At 75.4% G+C, this 19847-nt stretch carries 14 protein-coding genes; 8 read left to right on the forward strand and 6 right to left on the reverse strand.

Translation table 11 applies throughout. The features are described from left to right. The first annotated feature begins 26 nt into the window (after positions 1 to 26). The 8 genes from AC4IJH_RS17970 (at position 27) to AC4IJH_RS18005 (ending at position 13991) form a co-directional block, all read left to right on the forward strand. On the forward strand, positions 27 to 1400 hold the full coding sequence (locus AC4IJH_RS17970; protein ID WP_490852743.1) for a non-ribosomal peptide synthetase: 1374 nt from the start codon (positions 27 to 29) through the stop codon (positions 1398 to 1400). Between the two features lie 104 nt (positions 1401 to 1504). Then, positions 1505 to 4630 (forward strand): non-ribosomal peptide synthetase, encoded by a 3126-nt coding sequence (locus AC4IJH_RS17975; protein WP_490852744.1) that lies wholly within the window; start codon positions 1505 to 1507, stop codon positions 4628 to 4630. Then, a complete protein-coding gene (locus AC4IJH_RS17980; protein WP_490852745.1) occupies positions 4627 to 5811 on the forward strand; it encodes an acyl-CoA dehydrogenase family protein in 1185 nt (394 codons plus the stop codon). The genes AC4IJH_RS17975 and AC4IJH_RS17980 overlap by 4 nt, the downstream gene beginning before the upstream one ends. 54 nt (positions 5812 to 5865) lie before the next feature. Then, on the forward strand, positions 5866 to 7731 hold the full coding sequence (locus AC4IJH_RS17985) for an amino acid adenylation domain-containing protein (protein ID WP_490852746.1): 1866 nt from the start codon (positions 5866 to 5868) through the stop codon (positions 7729 to 7731). A 19-nt stretch (positions 7732 to 7750) separates the two neighbouring features. Next, positions 7751 to 9676 (forward strand): non-ribosomal peptide synthetase, encoded by a 1926-nt coding sequence (locus AC4IJH_RS17990; protein WP_490852747.1) that lies wholly within the window; start codon positions 7751 to 7753, stop codon positions 9674 to 9676. Continuing rightward, complete coding sequence (locus AC4IJH_RS17995) at positions 9673 to 12549, forward strand: condensation domain-containing protein (RefSeq protein ID WP_490852748.1); 2877 nt, start codon at positions 9673 to 9675, stop codon at positions 12547 to 12549. The genes AC4IJH_RS17990 and AC4IJH_RS17995 overlap by 4 nt, the downstream gene beginning before the upstream one ends. Positions 12550 to 12793: 244 nt before the next feature. Continuing rightward, a complete protein-coding gene (locus tag AC4IJH_RS18000) occupies positions 12794 to 13159 on the forward strand; it encodes a hypothetical protein (RefSeq protein WP_490852749.1) in 366 nt (121 codons plus the stop codon). 52 nt (positions 13160 to 13211) lie between these two features. Next, the gene (locus AC4IJH_RS18005; protein ID WP_490852750.1) at positions 13212 to 13991 is read left to right on the forward strand and encodes an SDR family NAD(P)-dependent oxidoreductase; all 780 of its coding nucleotides are present in this window, start codon (positions 13212 to 13214) and stop codon (positions 13989 to 13991) included. Positions 13992 to 14016: 25 nt separating this feature from the next. Here the strand turns inward: AC4IJH_RS18005 and AC4IJH_RS18010 are convergent, their stop codons facing one another. From AC4IJH_RS18010 to AC4IJH_RS18035, 6 genes are all read right to left on the reverse strand, one after another. After that, positions 14017 to 15063 carry a methyltransferase gene (locus tag AC4IJH_RS18010; protein ID WP_490852751.1) on the reverse strand — a complete coding sequence of 349 codons (1047 nt, stop codon included), beginning with the start codon at positions 15061 to 15063 and terminating at the stop codon, positions 14017 to 14019. Next, positions 15060 to 15830 (reverse strand): helix-turn-helix domain-containing protein, encoded by a 771-nt coding sequence (locus AC4IJH_RS18015; protein ID WP_490852752.1) that lies wholly within the window; start codon positions 15828 to 15830, stop codon positions 15060 to 15062. The genes AC4IJH_RS18010 and AC4IJH_RS18015 overlap by 4 nt, the downstream gene beginning before the upstream one ends. Positions 15831 to 16045: 215 nt before the next feature. Then, positions 16046 to 17374: a threonine--tRNA ligase gene (thrS, locus tag AC4IJH_RS18020; protein WP_490852753.1), complete on the reverse strand. Its 1329-nt coding sequence runs from the start codon at positions 17372 to 17374 to the stop codon at positions 16046 to 16048. A 79-nt stretch (positions 17375 to 17453) separates the two neighbouring features. Next, the gene (locus AC4IJH_RS18025) at positions 17454 to 18380 is read right to left on the reverse strand and encodes an urease accessory protein UreD (RefSeq protein ID WP_490852754.1); all 927 of its coding nucleotides are present in this window, start codon (positions 18378 to 18380) and stop codon (positions 17454 to 17456) included. Next, entirely contained in the window at positions 18377 to 19096 is a 720-nt protein-coding gene (gene ureG, locus AC4IJH_RS18030) for an urease accessory protein UreG (protein ID WP_490852755.1), read from the reverse strand. The genes AC4IJH_RS18025 and ureG overlap by 4 nt, the downstream gene beginning before the upstream one ends. A gap of 61 nt (positions 19097 to 19157) precedes the next feature. After that, the gene (locus tag AC4IJH_RS18035; protein WP_490852756.1) at positions 19158 to 19832 is read right to left on the reverse strand and encodes an urease accessory protein UreF; all 675 of its coding nucleotides are present in this window, start codon (positions 19830 to 19832) and stop codon (positions 19158 to 19160) included. Positions 19833 to 19847 lie beyond the last annotated feature (15 nt).

A 19847-nucleotide genomic window follows, 5' to 3' on the forward strand; every position in this document is an offset into this window, starting at 1 on the left:
TCGACGAAGACGCGAGAGAGGTCATCGTGCACCCCAGCGACAGCTCCACCGTCACGTTCCCGACCGACCCGAAGCCCACCGCTCCCCTCACCTCCATCACCGCCCAGTACCTGGCCCGTTACCGGCGCGTCGCCGAGCGGGCCGGTGATCCGGCCGCACTGCTGCCGGTCACCGGTGCCCAGCGGCGGTTCCTGCTCGCGCGCCGTCTCGCCCCCGGCGGCCGGCCCGATGTCGTCCCGCTGTTCTTCGCCTTCCCGCGCGGCACGGTCGACCTGGACCGGCTGCGGGCCGCCGCGGGGCACCTCGCCGCCGCCCACCCCGCGCTGCGCGCCCGGCCCGAGGTCCTGCGGGCAACTCCCCTACAGCGCCTGGGGACACCGGAGGCGGCCGTCCACCGCCAGGAGACGCGCCCCGGCGAGAGCGGTGCGGGCGCGCTGCGCCGCGCGCTGGCCCACTGGCCCGCCGACGGCCCGCCGCTGCGCCTGTTCCTGGCCGACGACCCGACGGCCGAGGAGCCCACCGAGCTGCTGGCCCTCGCGCTGGACCACGTGGTCTGCGACGAGCAGTCCCTGGGCCGCATCACCGCCGACCTCGGCGCCGCCTACCGCGACCGGCTCGGCCCCGCCGATGTGCCGGGGCACCGGGCGGCCGAGGAGGAGGACGGCTACCGCAAGGCCGTCGGCCTCCAACTGGACGCCGAGGAGCGGGCGTCGGGGCCGCAGTCCCTGGCGTACTGGTCCCGCCGGCTGGCCTCGGTACGTACCGGCGCCCCGCCCGCCACCGGCGCCTCGGACCCGGCCGCACCCACCGGTTCGGCGCGCGCCCTGCTGCCGGTCACCGGCGAGGGGCGGGCCATGGCCTTCCCCGCGCTGCTGGACGCCTGTGCGCGCGCCGCCCGTGCCGTCTACGGCCCCGGCCGCCCGCCGCTGCTCGGCTACCCCTGGGGCGGCCGGCCCGCCGCGGCGCCGCCGGTACTGGGCTGCTTCCTCAACACCGTGGTACACCCCGGCGGTTCGGCGGACACCTGGTGGGACGACCTCGACCACGCCGACACCCCTTTCGACGAGGTCGTGCGCGCCGCCCGGGCCGCTGGCTCGCCCTGGTCCGGCGCGCTGGACGGACTGCTGACCTTCGAGGACCTCACCCGGCGCCCGCCGCTCGAACTGGGCGGCGCCACCGGGCGCGAGGTGCATGTCGAAGGCCGCCCGATCCAGGCGCCGTTCGCGGTGTCCGTCTCCTACGGGTCGCAGCTGCTGGTGCGCATGGCCTGGGACCGGGCCGCGCTGTCCGACGGCCTCGCCGAGGAGGCCTTCGCCGAGCTGACGGGCGCGCTGCGCACCCGTATGGGCGCCGAGGCCCCCGCGGGAACCCTCGCGACCACCTCTGCCGCGGTGCGCTGACCTCCCACCCCGAGGACGGCACCGCCCTGCACCTCCCCTGCCGCCCGGCCCGACCGGCCGCGGCGAGCGGGCCACTTCGCTCATCCCTCACCGAAGGATGCACCATGTTCGGACTCTCTCCGTCGCAGGAGATCGTCTGGCTGCACGAGCAGATCCTGCCCGGCAGCCGTGCCTACAACTTCACCGCCACCCTGGACCTCTGGGGCCCGCTGGACGAGGCGGCGCTCCGCGCGGGCCTGGCCGCCGCACTGGACCGGCACCCCGGTCTGCGCCTGGAGCTGGTGGACCGGCCCGGCGGGATACCCGGGCAGCGGGTACGCGAGGGCGCCGTGCCCCGCTTCCGCACCCTGGACCTGTCCCAGGAGGCCGACCCCGAGGCCGCGTTCCAGGAGCTGCTGCGCTTTGAGGCCGAGGCGCCCCTGGACACCTTCGAGGCGCCGCTGCTGCGCTGGACGCTGGCCCGGCTCGGCGCGCGCCACCACCGGATCGTGCATGTGGAGCACCACCTCATCCACGACGGGCACTCCTTCGCGATCCTGCTGCGCGAGGTCTTCGCCGCCTATCGGGCGCAGGTGCTCGGCGAGGCGTACGAGCCCTCCGTGGCCCCCTCCTACGAGGAGCACGCCCGCGCCGCCGGCGGACGCGACCGCGGGCCGAGCCTGGCGCACTGGACCGGCGAGCTGCGCGACGCCGCCTTCGACCTTCCGCTGCCCGGTCTCGCCCGGCCGGGGGCACAGCGCCGGCACGCGGGCGGACAGCTGCGCCAGGCCATCGGCGCCGACCTCGCCGAGCGGCTGCGCGAGCACGGCCGCGCCCAGGGCCACACCCCGTTCTCCACGCTGCTGACCCTCTTCGGCGAACTGCTGCGCCGGCACAGCGGGCGCGCCGACCTGGTGATCGGCACGGCGGTCGGCAACCGTCCGCAGGGCTTCGAGGACACCGTCGGCATGTTCGTCAACACCATCCCGCTGCGGCTGCGTCTGAACCCCGCCGCGGGCGCGGGCGAGGCGATCGACGACGTCACCGACACCCTCATCCGGGCGCTGCCGCACCAGGACGTGCCGGTGCAGGAGCTGACCCGGCAGCTGGGGCTGCACACCAGCGGCGCGGACAACCCGCTGTTCAGCGTGATGTTCAGCGCCCATGACGCGGCGCTGCCCGAGATCGAGGTGCCGGAGCTGGAGGTGTCGCTGTACGAGGGCTTCAACACCGGCACCACGCGCTTCGACCTGGACCTGGTGCTGATCCCGGACGACCGGCGGGTGGTCGGGCCGCGCCAGGGCGCCGCCGGGATGACGCTGGTGTGGGACTACGACCGGGACCTGTTCGACGAGGAGTCCGTGCGGCTGCTGGCGGAGCGTTTCCTCGCGGTGCTGCGCGCGTATCTGGACGCGCCGGACGCCGCCCTCGCCTCGCTCGGTGCTACGGCACAGCGGGCCGAGCCGGTTCCGGCCGCGCCGGACGCCGGGCGGCAGGAGGAGATCCTCGACGCCGTGGGCCGCCAGGACCCGGCGCGTACCGCCGTGGTCAGCGGCTCGCAGCAGCTGACCTTCGGTCAACTGGACGCCAGGATCGAGGAGTTGGCCGGACGGCTGACGGCGGCCGGGGTCACGCGGGGCCAGCCGGTGGCGGCGGTGCTGCCGCGCGGTATCGAGACGGTGGTGACGCTGCTCGCCTGTCTGCGCACCGGCGCCGTCTACTGCCCGTTCTCCCCCAACGACCCCTCGTCCCGCCTGGAGACGCTGCTGCGCAGGCTGCGCCCCGCGCTGGTGCTGGCCACCCGGGAGAGCGCGCTGGCGCTGCCCGCCGAGGGGCTGCCCACGGCGGTGCTGGACGGCCCCGCCTTCCCCGCCGCCGAGCCCGCGGAGAGCGTCGAGGGCGCGGCGTACATCATCCATACGTCCGGTTCCACGGGCCTGCCCAAGCCGGTCGTGGTGGGCCGGGCGGCGCTCGCCCAGCACGCGCGGAGCACGGCCGAGCGGTTCGCTCTCGGCGCGGCCGACCGGGTGCTGCTGTTCGCCCAGCCGTCCTTCGACGTGGCCCTGGAGGAGGTACTGCCCTCGCTGCTGAGCGGCGCCTGCCTGGTGGTGCCGCAGCGCGAAGTGCCCACCGCCGCCGAGCTGATCGCGGTCCTGGCGGCGCGCCGGGTCACCGTCGCCAACCTGCCGACCAGCTATCTGCTGGCCGTGCGCGAGGAGCTGTGCCAGGCGCTGGCCGACGGGCGCTGGGCGCCGCGGCTGATCGTGCTGGGCGGCGAGCGGCTGCCCGCGGGCGCGCTGCGCGACCTGCTGGACGCGGCCGGCGGCGCCGTCACCGTCCTGAACGCCTACGGGGTGACCGAGGCGGCGATCACCACCACCGTGCACGAGGTGGCCCGCGCGGATCTCGCCGAGGGCGCCGAGGTGCCGCTGGGCGTCGAGCTGCCGGGCACGCGGATGTACGTGCTGGACGCGGGGCGGCGGCCGCTGCCGGCCGGTGCGGTCGGTGAACTGGCCATCGCGGGCGCGGGGTTGGCCGAGGGATACCTCGGCGACAAGGCGACCACCGCCGACCGCTTCGTGAGTGTCGAGGCGCTGGGCGGCGAGCGCGTCTACCTCACCGGTGACCTGGGATACCGCGACAGCTCGGGCCGGGTGTGCTTCCTGGGCCGCCGCGACAACCAGATCAAGCTGCGCGGCTACCGCATCGAGCTGGAGGAGGTGGAGGCCGCCGCCTCCGCCGAGCTGGGCGGCCGCTCCTGCGCCGTCGTCCTGGACACCCCAGAGGAGGGCGGGCCGCGGCTGATCGGCTTCTTGGAGGCGGAAGACGACGTGGACCAGGCCGCGCTGCACAGCGCCCTGTCCGGCCGGCTGCCCACCGCGCTCGTACCGGCCCACTGGGTGACGCTGGAGACGATGCCCGCGCTGCCGGGCGGCAAGCCCGACCGCGCCGCGCTGGCCCGCCGCGCCGCCGCACTCCCGCTGAAGGGGCAGCAGGCGCCGCAGGACGCCGCGGAGGCGGGCGGCGACCCGGATGTGGCGCTGGTCGCCGAGGGCTGGCGGGAGGTGCTGGGCCACGACCGCTTCACCCCCGGCTCGCACTTCTTCCAGGTCGGCGGGCACTCCCTGCTGGCGGCGCAGCTGGCCGCCTGGCTGGAACCCCGGCTCGGCAGCAGGCCGCCGATGCGGGTGCTGCTCCAGCACCCCGTCCTCGCCGACCAGGCCCGCGCCGTACGGGAGACAGCCGTATGAGCACCGCTCTTGCCACCCACACCCGCAGCACGCCCTCCTCGGTCCTGGAGGCCGAGCACCGCGAACTCGTCGACGCCTTCGAGTCGTTCATCCGCAGGGAGCTGGTGCCGCTGGCGGCCGAGCTGCCGGAGACCACCGACATGCCGCCGGCCGACCTGCGCGACTACGTCCGGCGCCGCTCGGCGGGCCTGGGCTTCTACGCGGGCGACTTCCCCGAGGAACTGGGCGGCTCCGGCATGCCGTTCACCGCGGTCGTCCTGCTGCACCACGCGGCGGGCCGCAGCGGCTGCGCGCTGGCGCCGTACGCCCTGGCCGGGTCGGACGGGCCCAGCCCGCTGCTGCGGCACGGCACCCCCGAGCAGATCGAGCGCTACCTCAAGCCGCTGGTGCGCGGGGAGGCGGTGCGCTGTCTGGCGCTGACCGAGCCGCACGCCGGGTCGGACGCCTTCCAGCTGACCACCACCGCCGAGCCCGACCCCGACAGCGGCGGGTGGGTGCTCAACGGCCGCAAGACCTTCGTCAGCAACGCCGACCGGGCCGACTTCGCGATCGTGGTCGCCGCCGTCCAGGGCGAGGCCACCGCCTTCGTCGTGCCCTCGGACAACCCCGGGCTGCGCATCGGCCAGCGCTACGACGGCATGTCGGGCGAGCCGCTGTTCGAGCTGCTGCTGGACGGGGCGAAGGTGCCGGCGGACGCGGTGATCGGCGGCCCCGACGGGATCGGCGCCGCGATGGGCAACGGCATCGACAGCCTCTCGCGCGGCCGCCTGGTGGTCGCCGCCATGTGCGACGGGATCGCCGAGTTCGCGCTGGCGCAGGGCATCGAGTACGCCCGTGAGCGGCGGGCGTTCGGCGAGCGCATCGGCGCGTACCAGCATGTGCAGGAGCACCTGGTCAGCAGCCGTGCGGAGGTCGAGGCGGCCAAGCTGCTCACGCTGGCCTGCGCCAAGCTGGTGGACGCCGGGACCGAGGCCCCGGAGAACGCCGCGCTGGCCAAGCTGACTTCCTCCGAGACCGCGGTGCGGGTGGTGGACCGGGCGCTTCAGGTCCACGGGGCGACGGGCTGGGTGCGCGGGCACCCCCTGGAGTTCCTGTACCGCTACGTCCGGATGATGACGATCATCGAGGGGACCTCGGAGATCCAGAAGGTGATCGTCGCCCGTGCCATGGGCCTGGGCTGAGCCCGCGCCGCCCCCGCCGTCCCTCGCGAATCCGAAGGATTGTTGAGCACTTCCATGAGCAGCACACGCAGTAGTTCCGCCGGCGGTCCCGCCCTCAGTGTCGAGTACGGCGCCGCCGTGCCCGGCGATCTGCCCGGCGTCCTGTCCCGCTACGACCACTGGGTCCGCACCGCCCCGGCGGCGCCCGCCGTCGAGGACGGCGAACTGACCTGGTCCTACGCCGAGTTGGACGCGCTCGCCGAGCGGGTCACCGAGTCCTTGCGGGGACGGGTCTCCCCCGGCGAGCTGGTCGGGGTGTGCCTGGACCGGTCCGCCGCGCTGGTCGCGGTGGCCGTCGGGCTCGCCCGGCTCGGCGCCGTCTATCTGCCGCTGGGGCCGCGCCCCGGCGAGCGGCGGCTGGCCGCCGTCACCGAGCGGCTCGGCCTGCCGTGCCTGATCGGCGACCCGGGCCTGCTGCCGCAGGAGTACCGCGCCGGGGACCCCCTCCCGCTGGACCTCCCGGCGCAGGGCGCCAACGCGGCCCCGGCCGTCGTCGCCGCCTTCGGTGCCGCGCGGCCCCGACAGCCCGTTCCCGACGGGACGTTCTACGCCGTGCTGACCTCCGGCTCGACCGGCACCCCCAAGGCGGTCGCGGTCGGCGGCGCCTCGCTGGCCGCGCTGCTGCACTGGTACGGCGGGCTCACCGGCTCCGGTCCCGGCGACCGGCACAGCCTGCTGGTCGGTGTCTCCTTCGACCCGCACATCAAGGAGCTGTGGGCGGCCCTGACCACCGGCGCGGCGCTGACCGTCCCGCCGGAGGAGGTCCGCTGGGACCCGGACGCGCTGACGGGCTGGTGGCGGCGCGCGGATGTGTCGGTGGCCGTGCTGCCCACGCCGCTGGCCGAGATGGTCTTCGAGCGGCCCTGGCCCGCGCTGCCCGCGCTGCGGCACCTCTGCGTCGGCGGCGACCGGCTGCGCCGCCGCCCCGCGCCGGAGGTGACCGCACGGGTGCACAACGCCTACGGGCCCGCCGAGGCCACCGTGCAGACCACCGCGCACACCCTCGCCCCCGGGCGCGAGGACCCGGCCACGGCCCCGCCGATCGGCACGCCGGTGGACGGCGCCCTCGTCTGCGTCACCGACGCCGAGGGGCAGGTCGTTCCCCGGGGCGAGGCCGGTGAGCTGCGCATCGGCGGCAGCGGGCTGTCCCTGGGCTATCTGGACCGGGAGTTGACGGCCGAGCGCTTCGTGGCCCCGCCGCCCGGCGTGACCGGCACGGACCGGGTCTACCGCACCGGAGACCGGGTGCTGATGCGGGCGGACGGGGTGCTGGAGTTCCTCGGCCGCATGGACGACCAGGTCAAGGTGAGCGGGGTGCGGATCGAGCCCGCCGAGGTGGAGGCGGCCTTCGAGCAGGACCCGCGGGTGCGGCGCGCCGCGGTCGCCGCGCGCACCTGCGCGGACGGCGTGCTGAGCCTGGTCGCGTTCGTGCAGCCCGCTCCCGGCGACGTGCCGCCGCAGACGGCCGAGTTGGTACACGGGGTGCGCGGCTGGCTGCCCGAGCAGGCGGTGCCCGCGATCGTACGGATCGTCGACGCCTTCCCGCTCGATGCCAACGGGAAGATCGACCGGGCGGCACTGCTGGCCGCCGAGGAGCAGCGGGCCGGGTCCGCGCCGCCGGCCGAGGGGGAGCCGGGCTCGGCCACCGAGCGCCTGGTGGTTGAGCTGTGCCGGGAGCTGCTGGGCCGGCCGGAGGTCGGCCCTGAGGACAACTTCACCCAATCCGGCGGGAGTTCGCTGATCGCCGCCCGGCTGCTGGCGGCCCTCGAAGAGCGGTGCGCGGTGCGTCTTCGGGCGCCGGAGGTGCTGCGCCAGCCCGATCTGCGCGCGCTGGCCGCGCTCGTCGACTCCCGGCGGGACTCCGCTCTGGCGGGGGCGTGAGATGGACGGGACAACGGAAGTGACCGATGTGACAGAGCTGACCGGGATACGCGAGAAGGCCGTGGCGCAGGACGCTCCCGCCGGTGGCGTGCTGGGCGAGGTGCTGGCCCATGCGCGGACGGCGCCGCACGCGCCGGCCGTGACCGACGGCGAAACCACCCTCACCTACGGGGAGTTGGTGGCCTCGGCCCGGCGTCTTGCGGATGCGCTGCGGGAGCGCGGGGTGCGCCCGGGCACGGCGGTCGGCCTGCTGGTGCCGCACTCGGTGACCACCGTGGTCGCCCAGCTCGCCGTGTGGTGGGCCGGCGGCCATTACGTACCGCTGGACCCCGACTATCCGCAGCCGCGCATCCACACCATGCTCACCGATGCCGAGGTCGCGCTGACGGTCGGCGAGAAGGAGGTGCTGGGGGCCGCGGGGATTCCCGCCGAGCGGGCGCTGCCGCTGTCCGGTACGGAGGCCGTCGGCGCGACGGCCGGGGCGGACGCCCCGTACGCGGGCTCCTGCGCTCCGTACGACCCGGACGCCATCGCCTACGTGATGTTCACCTCGGGGTCGACGGGACGGCCCAAGGGCGTGGCGCTGACCCAGCGCGGCATCGCCGCACTGGCCGTCCGCCCCGGGTATGTGACGGTCACGGCGCGCGACCGCGTGCTGCTGCACTCCCCGCTGACCTTCGACGCCTCCGCCTTCGAGGTGTGGGGCGCGCTGGCCAACGGTGCCGCGGTGGCGGTGTCCACCGCCGGCCGGCTCTCGCTGGACGGGCTGGCGCGGGACGCACAGCGGCTGGGTGCCACCCTGACCGTGCTGACCACCGCGCTCTTCCACCACCTCGCCGCCCGGCGCTCGCCCCTGTTCGGCGTGCTGCGCGCGGTGCTCGTCGGCGGTGAGGCGCTCTCCGCGCAGCACTCCCGCGCCGTACTGCGGGCGTTCCCCCGGCTGGAGCTGATCAACGCCTACGGTCCCACCGAGGGCACCACCTTCGCCACCACGCACCGCGTCACCGACGCCGACTGCGACGGGCCGCCGCCCATCGGCCTGCCGTGCGCCGGGGCCAGTGCGCACGTCCTGGACGAGCGCGGCGAGCCGGTGCCCGCCGGGGAGCGCGGCGAGCTGTGGATCGGCGGGCCGCGGCTGGCCCGCGGCTATCTCCGGCGGCCCGACCTGACCGAGGAGCGCTTCGTGCGGCGCCCCGGACTCGGGCGGCTCTACCGCAGCGGCGATCTCGTCTCGGCGCGCCCCGACGGCACGCTGGACTTCCACGGGCGCGCCGACGACCAGGTCAAGGTCCGCGGCTTCCGGATCGAACCGGGCGAGATCGAGCACGAGCTGCGGCGCCATCCGCGGGTGACGGACGCCGCGGTGGTCGTGCAACGGCCCAGCGCGGACGACGCCCGGCTGGTCGCCTTCGTCGTCCCCGCCCCCGGATCAGCGCACGGCGGCCCGTCCCCGGAGGAACTGCGCGCCCACCTGGAACAGCACCTCCCCGCCCACCTGGTGCCCAACGTCTGGTCGCTGATCGAGGCGCTGCCGGTCACCGGCACCGGCAAGGTGGACCGCCAGGCGCTGATCGAGCGCCAGGTGCACACCGAGGCGGCGGAGGGGGCGCCCGCCGCCCTCTCCCCCATCCAGCGGACCGTGGCCGAGATGTGGAGCCGGGCGCTGGAGCTGGAAGTGGACCGGCCGGACGCCGACTTCTTCGCCCTGGGCGGGCACTCCCTGCTCGCGCTGAGCGTGGTGGAGGAGCTGCGCGAGGACCTGGGCGTGGAGCTGACGCTGCCGGAGTTCATGGCCGCTCCGACTGTGGCCGAGCAGGCGTCGCTGGTCGAGCGGGCGCTGCTGGCCGCACCGGAGGAATCCGGCGCTACGGACGGCACCGGCGGCGCGGAGGCCCGCGCTGCGCACACCTCACCCGACGCCACAGCCCTGGAGGCAGACCGATGACCACCGCCCCGGACGCCGCGCGCGAGGAGGACCTGCTGCGGCTGGCCCGGGCGCGGCGCGCCAACGCCCGCAAGGACACGGCGCGTTCGGCCCCGCCCGGTCCCGCGCAGGAGGCCGGGCCGCTCCCGCTCTCGCACGCCCAGCGCCGCATGTGGCTCATGGACCGGCTCGGGCAGGGCGGCGCGCTCTACAACGTCCCCTTCGCCACCCGGGTGCGCGGCCCCTTCGACCCCGCCGTCCTGGCCGAGGCACTGACCGGGCTCGTACGCCGCCATGAGGTGCTGCGCACGCGCTACGGACAGCGGGACGGCGAGCCGTACCAGGAGGTCACGGCGGCCGAGCCGGTGCCGGTCGCGGTGGTGGCGGCCGAGGCGGACCTGCAACGGCAGCTGTACGAGGCCGCGGCGCGCCCCTTCGACCTGGCCGCGGGCCCGGTGCTGCGCGCGCTGGCCGTACGGCACGCGCCCGACGACCACACCGTGCTTCTGACGCTGCATCACATCGCCATCGACGGCGGATCGTTGGCGGTGGTGGCGGCAGAGCTGAGCGCCCTGTACCGGGCGGCGGCCGAGGGCGGGGAGCCGGTGGGGATCGGCGCGCGCCCGCCGCAGTACGGGGAGTACGTCCGCCGGGAGCGCGCGGAGGCGGCGGAGCTGGAGAGCGGGCTGGAGTACTGGCTGGGGCGGCTGCACGGCGCCCGTCCCGCTCCGCTGCCCCGGCCCGCGGCGCCCGGCGCGGGCCCGCGGGGTGCGGGCCGGGTGCTGGACCTGCCGCTGGCGCCCGACGTCCTGGACGGGCTGCGGGGGGGGGGGGGGCGCCCCCCCGCCACACTCTTCACGGTGGTGCTCGCCGGGGCGTTCGCCACGCTGCTGGAGGCCACCGGAGAGGAGGACCTGGTGATCGGCTGCGCCAGCAGCCACCGCGACCGCGCCGGGCTGCGCGACCTGGTCGGGCTGTGCGTCAACACCCTTGCCGTACGGGCGGATCTGACCGGCGCCGAGGACTTCCACGCCGTACTGGAGCGGGTGCGCGACGCTCTCCTGGAGGCACAGCAGCACCGGGACGTGCCCTTCGATCTGATCGTCGAGCACCTGGGCGGCGCGGCCCGGGACCGGGACGGCCATCCGCTGGTCTCCGTCACCGCCGATGTGCTGACCGGAACCCTCGCGCTGGATCTGCCCGGCGCGCGGTGCGAGGCGGTGGACATCGACCTGGGCACGGCCAAGTTCGGCCTGGGTCTGTACGTCGAGGAGGCGCGAAACGGGCAGGGGCCGCGCTGTCTGCTGCAGTACGACCGCGGCCGGCTCGACGAGGAGAGCGCGGCGCGCCTGCTGGACGGCTTCGCCGGTCTGCTGACGCGGGTCGCGGCGGACGACGCCGGCGCGCTGCACCGCCCCGAACTCACCGCGACACCGGGTGAGTTGCGCCCTCACCCCGCGCTGGAACTCCTGCTGGCGCGCCCGGACGTCGCCGAGGCGTTCGTGCTGGAGCCGGACGGCCGACCGCCGCTGGCGTACGTGGTGCCCTCCCCCGCGAGCGCACCCGCGCCGCCGCAGGTGCGCAATGCGCTGCGCGCCCGCCTCGACCCCGATCAGCTGCCGGCCGCGGTGACGGTGCTGGACGCGCTGCCGCGCGCGGCGGACGGGTCGGTGGACACCGCCCGGCTGCCGGGCGCTCCCCGGCAGGCGGCGCCCGAGCCGCTGGGGACGCGGGCGCGGGCCGTGCGTGCGGCCTTCGGCGAACTGCTCGGCGCGAAGCCGGGCCCGGACGGCGACTTCTTCCTGCTGGGCGGCCACTCCCTGATGGCGGTGCAGCTCGCCGAGCGGCTGCGCACCCGGCTGCGCCTGCCGCTGACCGGCCTGGACGTCATGGAGCACCGCACCCCGCGGGGGCTCGGCGCGCTGCTGGACGAGCGCGCCCGGCAGCGGCAGTCCGCGCCGCGGACCGGTGCCAGGACGTCCGCAGCGCGGCCCGGGACGGTGCTGGTGACGGGCGCGACCGGGGGCGTAGGGGCCTTCGTCGTACAGGAGTTGATCGCCAGGGGCCGCCCGGTGCGCGCGCTGGCACGGCCCGAGTCGGCCCATCTGCTCACCGCGGACGGCGTGGAGGTGGCCGAGGGCGATCTCGGCGACCCGCAGAGCCTGCGGGCCGCGATGGCGGGCGCGGACTCCGTCATCCACGCCGCCTGCACCTTCACCTCGCCCGAGGTCGATCTCACGGCGCTGTGCGCCCTGTTGGACGGCTGGCGCCAAGGCAGCTTCGTCTTCGTCAGCAGCGTGGACGCCTACGGGCAGCCGCCGGTCACCGACGTCGCCGAGGACACCCCGTCGGCCGCGCCGCTCACCTCCTACGGGCAGGCCAAGCTCGACGCGGAGCAACTGGTGCTGGCGGCGGCGGGCCACAACGGGCGCGGCGGAGCGAGCGCGGTGCGCGCGCCCATCGTGTGGGGGCCGCACCACCGGCTGCGCGACCAGTTGCGGTGGGGGGCGACCGGCACGCTGTTCCAGGCCGTGCGGGCCGGTGCGCCTATCGAGCTGCCGTCCGCCGGCTCCGGCCCGTACGGTGCCCCGTGGGTGCACGCTGCGGCGCTCGCGCGCGCCCTGGTGACCTGCGTGGAGCGGCCCACCGGTGCCGTGGTCAACGCGGTGGGCGGCCATGTGGAGTGGGCCGACTTCACGGCGGAGCTGATCCGGCTGCTGGGGAGCGGGAGCGAGATCCGCCGTGCGGCGGGCGGGGGTTCGGCCCTCGCGGCGCCCGGCACACCGGAGCTGGCGCACCGCCGCCGCTACCAGGCACCGACCCTCGCCGCCGATCTGGCCGAGCGGCCCGGGGAGGACTGGCGCTCGGTCGTCGCCGCGATGCTGGAGAGCTGAGCGGGCGTCCGGTGCGGGCTGGGGCACAGCCCGCACCGGGCCCCGGGGCCACTCCCCGGCTTTCCCAGATTTTTGCCGTCCGAGGGCCGCTCCCGATGCACCTCCTCGGCCCGCAGCACGTCCTGATAAGTGCGACGCCGCTCTCCACCCCCCAGGAGCGGCGTCGCCTCGTCTCCCCTGGAGGCCAAGGGGCGGCCGCCGCCCCTCCCCCTCGATACTTGCACCACTCACGTATCGTGGATCCATGATCGACAATTCCACCGGCCGCCCGCTGCGCGTCCTGTTCTGCATCGGCGTCACCCAGGAGTTCTTCAACGCCGGCGCCGACGAGCGCGAGCTGGTCGCCAAGGCGCTCCCGGAGGCCTTCGGCGAGCTGGGCGAGCGCTTCGGCATCACCGTCCTGGGGACGATGGACGACGACCAGCTGATGGTCGGCGCGTCCGGCGCCTGGCCCTGGACCTCCTACATCCTCGCCGACGCGCCCGCCCTGGACGCCGTCTGCGGGATCTGCAACATCGTGCGCGAACAGGCCGTCGGGGAGCACCGGCTGTGGCGCTATCTCCGGATCGAGGCCCGGGTCGGCCGGGCCCTGTTCTTCGGCAACAGCTGAGCCGGCGCTCTTCGGCACCACCGACCAGACGGCAACCGAGAGGACCTCACCCGTGCCCGCCCCCTCCTGTGCTCCCCTGCCCCTGGCCGACCTGACCGGCCGGGTGGCGCTGATCACCGGCGCCGCGCAGGGGCTGGGCGCCGCCCTGGCCCGCGCGTTCTTCGACCACGGCGCGAAGGTGGCGCTGCTGGACTTCGATACGGCCCGCAACGCCGAGACGGCCCGTGCGCTGGACCCGAGCGGCGAGCGGGTGCTGCCCGTCACCGCCGATCTCGGCGACACCGCGCAGGCCGAGGCCGCCCACCGGTCCGTCCAGGAGCGGTGGGGCGGGGTGGACATCCTGGTCAACAACGCCGCCAGGGCCCCGATGAGCAACCTGTGGGAGATCGGCCCCGAGGAGTGGGACGGCGTCTTCCGCGTCAATGTCGCCGGCACCTTCTTCCTCACCCGCGCCGTCGCCCAGGACATGCGCCGCCGCGGCAAGGGCGGGCGGATCGTCACCATGGTCTCCGTCAGCGGCCAGACCGCCCGCCCCACCGCCGTGCACTACGGCGCCTCCAAGGCCTCGCTGATCGCCCTGACCCGGGTGTTCGCCACGGAGCTGGCCGCCGACGGCATCACCGTCAACGCCATCGCCCCGGCGATGATCGACACGCCCATGGTCCGTACGGTCGGCGAGGAGAAGCTGGCGGAGATGACCGGCCGGGTCCCCGTGGGCCGCATCGCCACCCCGGAGGAGGTCGCCCAGCTGGCGCTCTACCTGTCCGGCGACGCCGCCGGGTTCATCACGGGCGCCACGTACGACATCAACGGCGGGGTGCTGATGCGCTGAGCCCGTCCCGTGGACCGGCCCGCCCTCACTCGGCCGCTGCCTCGATCAGGCAGTACGGAGCGGCCTGCGCCAGCGGGGTCACCGAGGCGAGGGAGAGTCCCGCGCGGCGGCACAGGTCCGCGAAGTCGGCCCGGGTCCGTTCCCTGCCGCCCACGTTCACCAGCATGTTGAGGTCGGTGAGGTAGGTGAGTCCGGCGGACTCGGTGTCGACGGTCTCGGGCAGAACGGGTTCCACGATCAGTACACGCCCGTCGGGCGGCAGCACCTCGCGGCAGTGGGTCAGGATCGTGACCGCCTGCTCGTCCCTCCAGTCGTGCAGGACGCTCTTCATCAGGTACAGGTCGGCGCCTTCGGGGACCGAGCGGAAGAAGTCTCCCGCCACCAGGGAGCAGCGCGCCGTCAGCCCGTGGCGCTGCAGCGTCGCGGGCGCCTGGGCCAGGCCCTCCTCGGTGTCGTAGAGGACGCCCGTAAGGGCCGGGTGTCCGGCGAGTACGCCGCTCAGTACGGTGCCGTCACCGCCGCCGATGTCGGTGACCGTGGTGAACCGGCCGAAGTCGAAGGCGAGCGGCAGCGCGGCGGCCGTCTCCTGCGCGGCCTGGCTCATGGCCGCGTTGAACTCCGCGGACAGCTCGGGGAGTTCCCTCAGGTGGCTGAAGAAGTCCTTGCCGAAGATCGGGTCGAAGGCGATGGCGCCGGTGCGGACGCTGTCGTCCAGGTGCTCCCAGGCGCGCAGCATCGCCGGCTCGGTGAACATCCGTACCAGCGAGGTGAGCGAGCCGGGCCGCCCGGGGTCCAGGAGCGCGCCGGCGGGGGTCACCGAGAAGGAGCCCGCGGTGCGTTCGCGCAGCAGCCCCAGACTGGTCAGGGCGCGCAGAAACCGGGTCATGGGCTGGGGTTCGGCCCCGGCGTCGGCGGCCACCTCGGCTGCCGGGCGCTCCTTGTCGCCGATCAGCTCCACCACCCTCAAGCGGACGGCGGCGCGAACGGTCTGCGCGGCCATGCTCCCGAAGACGAGCCGTTCGAGCAGTTCATGGCCGCCCTCCACGGCGCCCGTCCTGTCGTCGCGTATCACTGTTGCTTCCCTTCGGTCGTACCGGCGAGCGCGCCCGGCGTGCACCCGGCGAAGGCCAGAACGTCGCGGTGCAGATGGGACTGGTCGACATAGCCGCAGGCCATGGCGGTTTCGGCGGGGCCCTGGCCGGCGCGCAGCCGTCGGGCGGCGTGGTCGAAGCGGACCAGCATCGCGGCCCGTTTGGGGGTGAGGCCGAGCTGGGCGCCGAACCTGGACCACAGCCGCTTGCGGCTCCACCCGCAGGACGCGGCGAGGTCGGCGACCCGGGTCCGGCCCTGGTGCAGGACGATGCGCTCCCAGCTGGCGGCCACCTCCGGGTCGACGGACGGTGGCCTCGCGTACCGGCGTGCCAGAAACTCCTCCAGCAGCGCGAAGCGTCGCGGGCCCGCCGTGGCGGCGGCCAGCTGCTCCCGCAGCCGGGCCGCCTGCCGCCCCCACACCTCCTCCAAGTCGGTGACGTGGCCGTTCAGTTCGGATACGGACACGCCCAGCAGGGCGGGCGCGACCGTCGGCGACAGGTGCACCTCGATGCAGTCGACCCGCCGGCCGCGGATGCGGGTGGGGCCAGGGAACAGGGCGGCGACAAGGCTCCCGAGCCGCTGCCGGCCGGTGGCGCCGTCGACCGTCAGCATGTCGTCCTCGAAACCGATGACGACGGTCACGACCGGCTGAGGCAGCACCCGCATGTCCAGTCCGGCGCCCAAGCGGTCCCGGAAGGCCGCCACTTGGACGCCGTCGGCCCGTACGCCGTCGGCAGGTGCGCTCACCTCCCAGCCGGCTGCTTCCTCACGATCCACTGGATGCGACCTCCCGGTCTTCGTACCGCTGACGGCTCTTGACGGGCGCCGGCGAGCCGGTGGCCGCGGCGCGTGCCCCCAGTGTCGCCGGGGCCGGCGCCGACCGTCTTGGACGAATGTTCCCGGCGGCGCGGAACAGGACCGCAGGGGCCGGACGATTCCCCTGCGGCCGGGCGGCGTGCGCCCTACTCGTGGTCGCCGCCGTCCCACAGGTCGGTGCGGTGCGCGTCCACCAGGGCGCCGATGCGGGCCAGCGCCTCGGTCACGGGCAGCGGGTCCAGGCGGCGGCCGTCGCGCAGCCGCAGGGCGACCTGGTCCGCCGCGGCCTCTCTGGCGCCGACGACCGCCTGGTAGGGCACGAGGCGGGCGGCCCGGATGCGGGCGCCCAGCGAGCCGCGCTCGGGCCCGGCGAGTTCGGCGCGCAGCCCGCGTTCCTCGCAGTGCCCCACGAGGCGTTCGGCGTCCGGCAGTTCGGCGTCGGAGATCGGCAGCACCACCAGCTGGGTGGGCGCGAGCCAGGCGGGGAAGGCGCCGCCGTGGACCTCGATGAGGTGCGCGACGGCCCGCTCCACGCTGCCGATGACACTGCGGTGCACCATCACCGGGCGGTGCTTGGCGCCGTCGGGGCCGATGTAGTGCAGATCGAACCGGGCGGGCTGGTGGAAGTCGACCTGGACGGTGGACAAGGTGGCCTCGCGGCCCGCGCCGTCGGCGATCTGCACATCGATCTTGGGGCCGTAGAACGCCGCCTCGCCCTCGACGGCCTCGTACGCCAGGCCCGCTTGGTCCAGCACGTCGGCCAGCAGGGCGGCGCTGCGCTCCCACAGGCCGGGGTCGGCGACGTACTTCCCGCCCTCGCCCGGCAGCGAGAGCCGGTAGCGGGCCGCACGGATACCGAGGGCTTCGTAGGAGCGCCGGATGAACTCCAGTGCCGCGCCCGCCTCTTGGACCACCTGGTCCTCGGCGCAGAAGATGTGCGCGTCGTTGAGCTGGATCGCCCGGACCCGGGTCAGCCCGCCGAGTACGCCGGACAGCTCGGCGCGGTGCATGCCGCCCAGTTCGGCCATCCGCAGCGGCAGCTCGCGGTAACTGTGCGCCCTGGAGCGGTAGATCAGCGCGTGGTGGGGGCACAGGCTCGGCCGCAGGACGACTTCCTCTCCTGCCTCTGCGCCCAGTCGCATCGGGGGGAACATCTCCTGCCGGTAGAGCGACCAGTGCCCGGATATCTCGTACAGCTCCCGCTTGGCCAGCACCGGCGAGTAGACGTGCCGGTAGCCCGCGCCGCGTTCGGCGCCGCGGATGTACTCCTCCAGGGCGTGCCGAACGACGGCGCCGTCGGGCAGCCAGTACGGCAGCCCCGCGCCCATCAGCGGGTCGGTGTCGAACAGGCCCAGCTCGCGGCCGAGTTTGCGGTGGTCGTACATGGCTTGCTCCTCGCTCGATTCGGGTCGTCGAGGCGAGTGGCCCGCGCCGGCCGGCTCCGGCGCCGTCCCCATGGCAGAGCCCCGGGGCACTCGCCCCGGGGCTCTGACCAAGACAGCTCTCAGCGCGCCGGGACACTCTCCGGCGTCGTTGTCGAACCAGCGCGCTTCATCATGGGGCCGACGGTAGCAGGGCCGCCGGCGCCGCGTCACCGGGGTTTTCGGCGGGCGGGCACGGCGCCGGGCCCGTCGGTCCCACACGGTCCACGGCCTCGTCCAGCAGGCGGCGCAACCGCAGTGCGTCGGGGGCCACGGCGGTGACCAGCGCCGCCGGGCCGGCCAGCGGGGTCAGTACGCCCTGGCCGCCGGCCGCTTCGCCGCCCAGCAGCTGGACCGGCGGCGGATCGCTCGCGAACCGCGGGTCCACGACCAGGAGTTGACCGACGGCGCGGTTGCCGCCGAGCACGGCCGCGGTGTCCCAGCCGGGCACGCCGGGGCCGTAGGCGGTCTCCTGATCCAGGAGGGTGCGCCCGGCCCTGCGGACCGTCAGGCGGCTGCGCAGCGCTCCGGCCGGCTCGCCGCTGCGGCCGAGCACCTGCTCCTCGCGCAGCACCAGACGGGCGGTGGGGGCGAGGTCGACGGTGGTGCTCATGTGCAGGTCGCTGCCCGCCGCGGAGATCAGCGGCTCCGGCAGCCACTCCATGAAGGCGCCGTCCGCGACCGTCAACCGCACGTCGTACGTGGCGTGTTCGCGGGTGCGTCCGGGCAGCGCCACGGTGGCCGCGGCGGCCGTGACGCGCAGCGCGGCGTCCGCTTCGGCAGTGGCCTCGATGCGCAGCCGGTCGCCGCCCAGCGGTGCGCTCATCGCGCCGACCACGCACACCTGCGCCTGGGGCCCGTAGAAGCGGATGCGGCGCAGCGCGAGGGGGCCGTCGCCGTCCAGGACGGGCAGCGCGGTGCCGCCTGCCGCGCCGGACCGGGCGGTGATCCGGGCGGTGGCGCGCAGTCCGCTCGCCGTGGGGGCGGGCGGCCCACTCCGTAGGGGGGCAGCCCTGACGGAGGCTTCCCGTACGGGCCCGTCCGGCGGCGCGAGGGTCATCCGGCGGGTACCGCGTCCGGGGCGGATGCCGCGGTCCACTCGGCGAGGCGTGCGCGCACCCAGTCCGACACGGGTCGTACGCCGTTCTCGGTCTTGAGCGCGGTGAAGGCGACGGGCAGTTCGCCGCGCTGGGCCTTGGCGTCGCGGGCCATGCCCGCCAGGTCGACGCCCACGTAGGGCGCCAGGTCGGTCTTGTTGACGACCAGGAGGTCGGCGCTGGTGACGCCGGGGCCGCCCTTGCGCGGGATGTCGTCGCCGCCCGCGACGTCGATGACGAAGATCTGCGCGTCGACCAGTCCCTTGGAGAAGGTGGCGGTGAGGTTGTCGCCGCCGGACTCGACCAGGATCAGGTCCAGCGGTCCGACGGCCTCCTCCAGGTCCTCCACGGCCTCCAGGTTGGCGGAGATGTCGTCGCGGATGGCGGTGTGCGGGCAGGCGCCGGTCTCCACGGCGGTGATCCGCTCGGCGGGCAGCACGGCCTCGCGGAGCAGGAATTCGGCGTCCTCGCGGGTGTAGATGTCGTTGGTGACCACCGCGATGGACAGCTCCTCGCGCAGCGCGCGGCACAGGGCGGCGACGGTGGCGGTCTTGCCGGTGCCGACCGGTCCGCCCAGGCCGATGCGCAGGGCGCGGCGGGTGCCGTCGGCGCGTACGGGGTCGGCGGCGCTGTAGGTGTGGCGGTGCGGGAAGGCGCCGTCGCCGTGGTCGAGGTGCATGCGGGCTCCAGGTGGTGCGTGGGCGGGTGGATGGGTGGTCGGGAACGGGGGGTCGGGGTGGTCAGGAGGCGAACAGGCGTACCGGCCAGGCCGCGTGCTGCTCGGCGGTGATGTCCAGCAGCGGTGCGGAGGCGGCGGGCAGCGCGTCGGTGCCCTCGTGCGGCACCCGCGCCGCGGCCTCGGCCGCCCGTTCCGCGACCCGGTCCAGGTCGGTGGCCAGGCGGGCGAGGACGGCGGTGGCGTCGAAGGGGTCCAGGCTCAGCAGGCGTACGGCGGCGGTGGCCGGGCCGCCGATGCTCTCGTAGGCGACGGCGTGCGCGGCGTCCAGCGGGGTGAGTCCGGCCGAGCGGGCCGCGAGGCCGAGGACGACGGGCTGGTGGGCGCCGCGCGGCCGGGCCGCGGCCAGGGCGTCGAGCTCGGGCGAGGGCCAGGTGGCGCGGGCGGCGCGCATCATCTGCCGTCCCAGTCTGCGCGCGGTCAGCCGCAGCGCGGGAACCGGGGTGCGGGCGTCGGCGGCCTCGTCCAGCAGGAGCGGGTCGCAGCCCTCCGCCGCGGCCGCGGCCAGGGCCGCGGCGACCAGTCCGGCGGTGTGCAGTCGGCCGCGGCAGAAGTCCTCCAGGGAGGGGGCGTCCTTGATGCGCCCTGCCGTCACGGCCGGTTCGGCGCCGCCGGAGTGGGCGTGCCCTCCGGCGGGGAACCGGCCGTCGGCCAGGATGAGGAGGGCCGCGCGGCTCATCGTGCTTCCTTGTCG

The sequence above is a fragment of the Streptomyces sp. UF-297 genome (assembly GCF_058245575.1).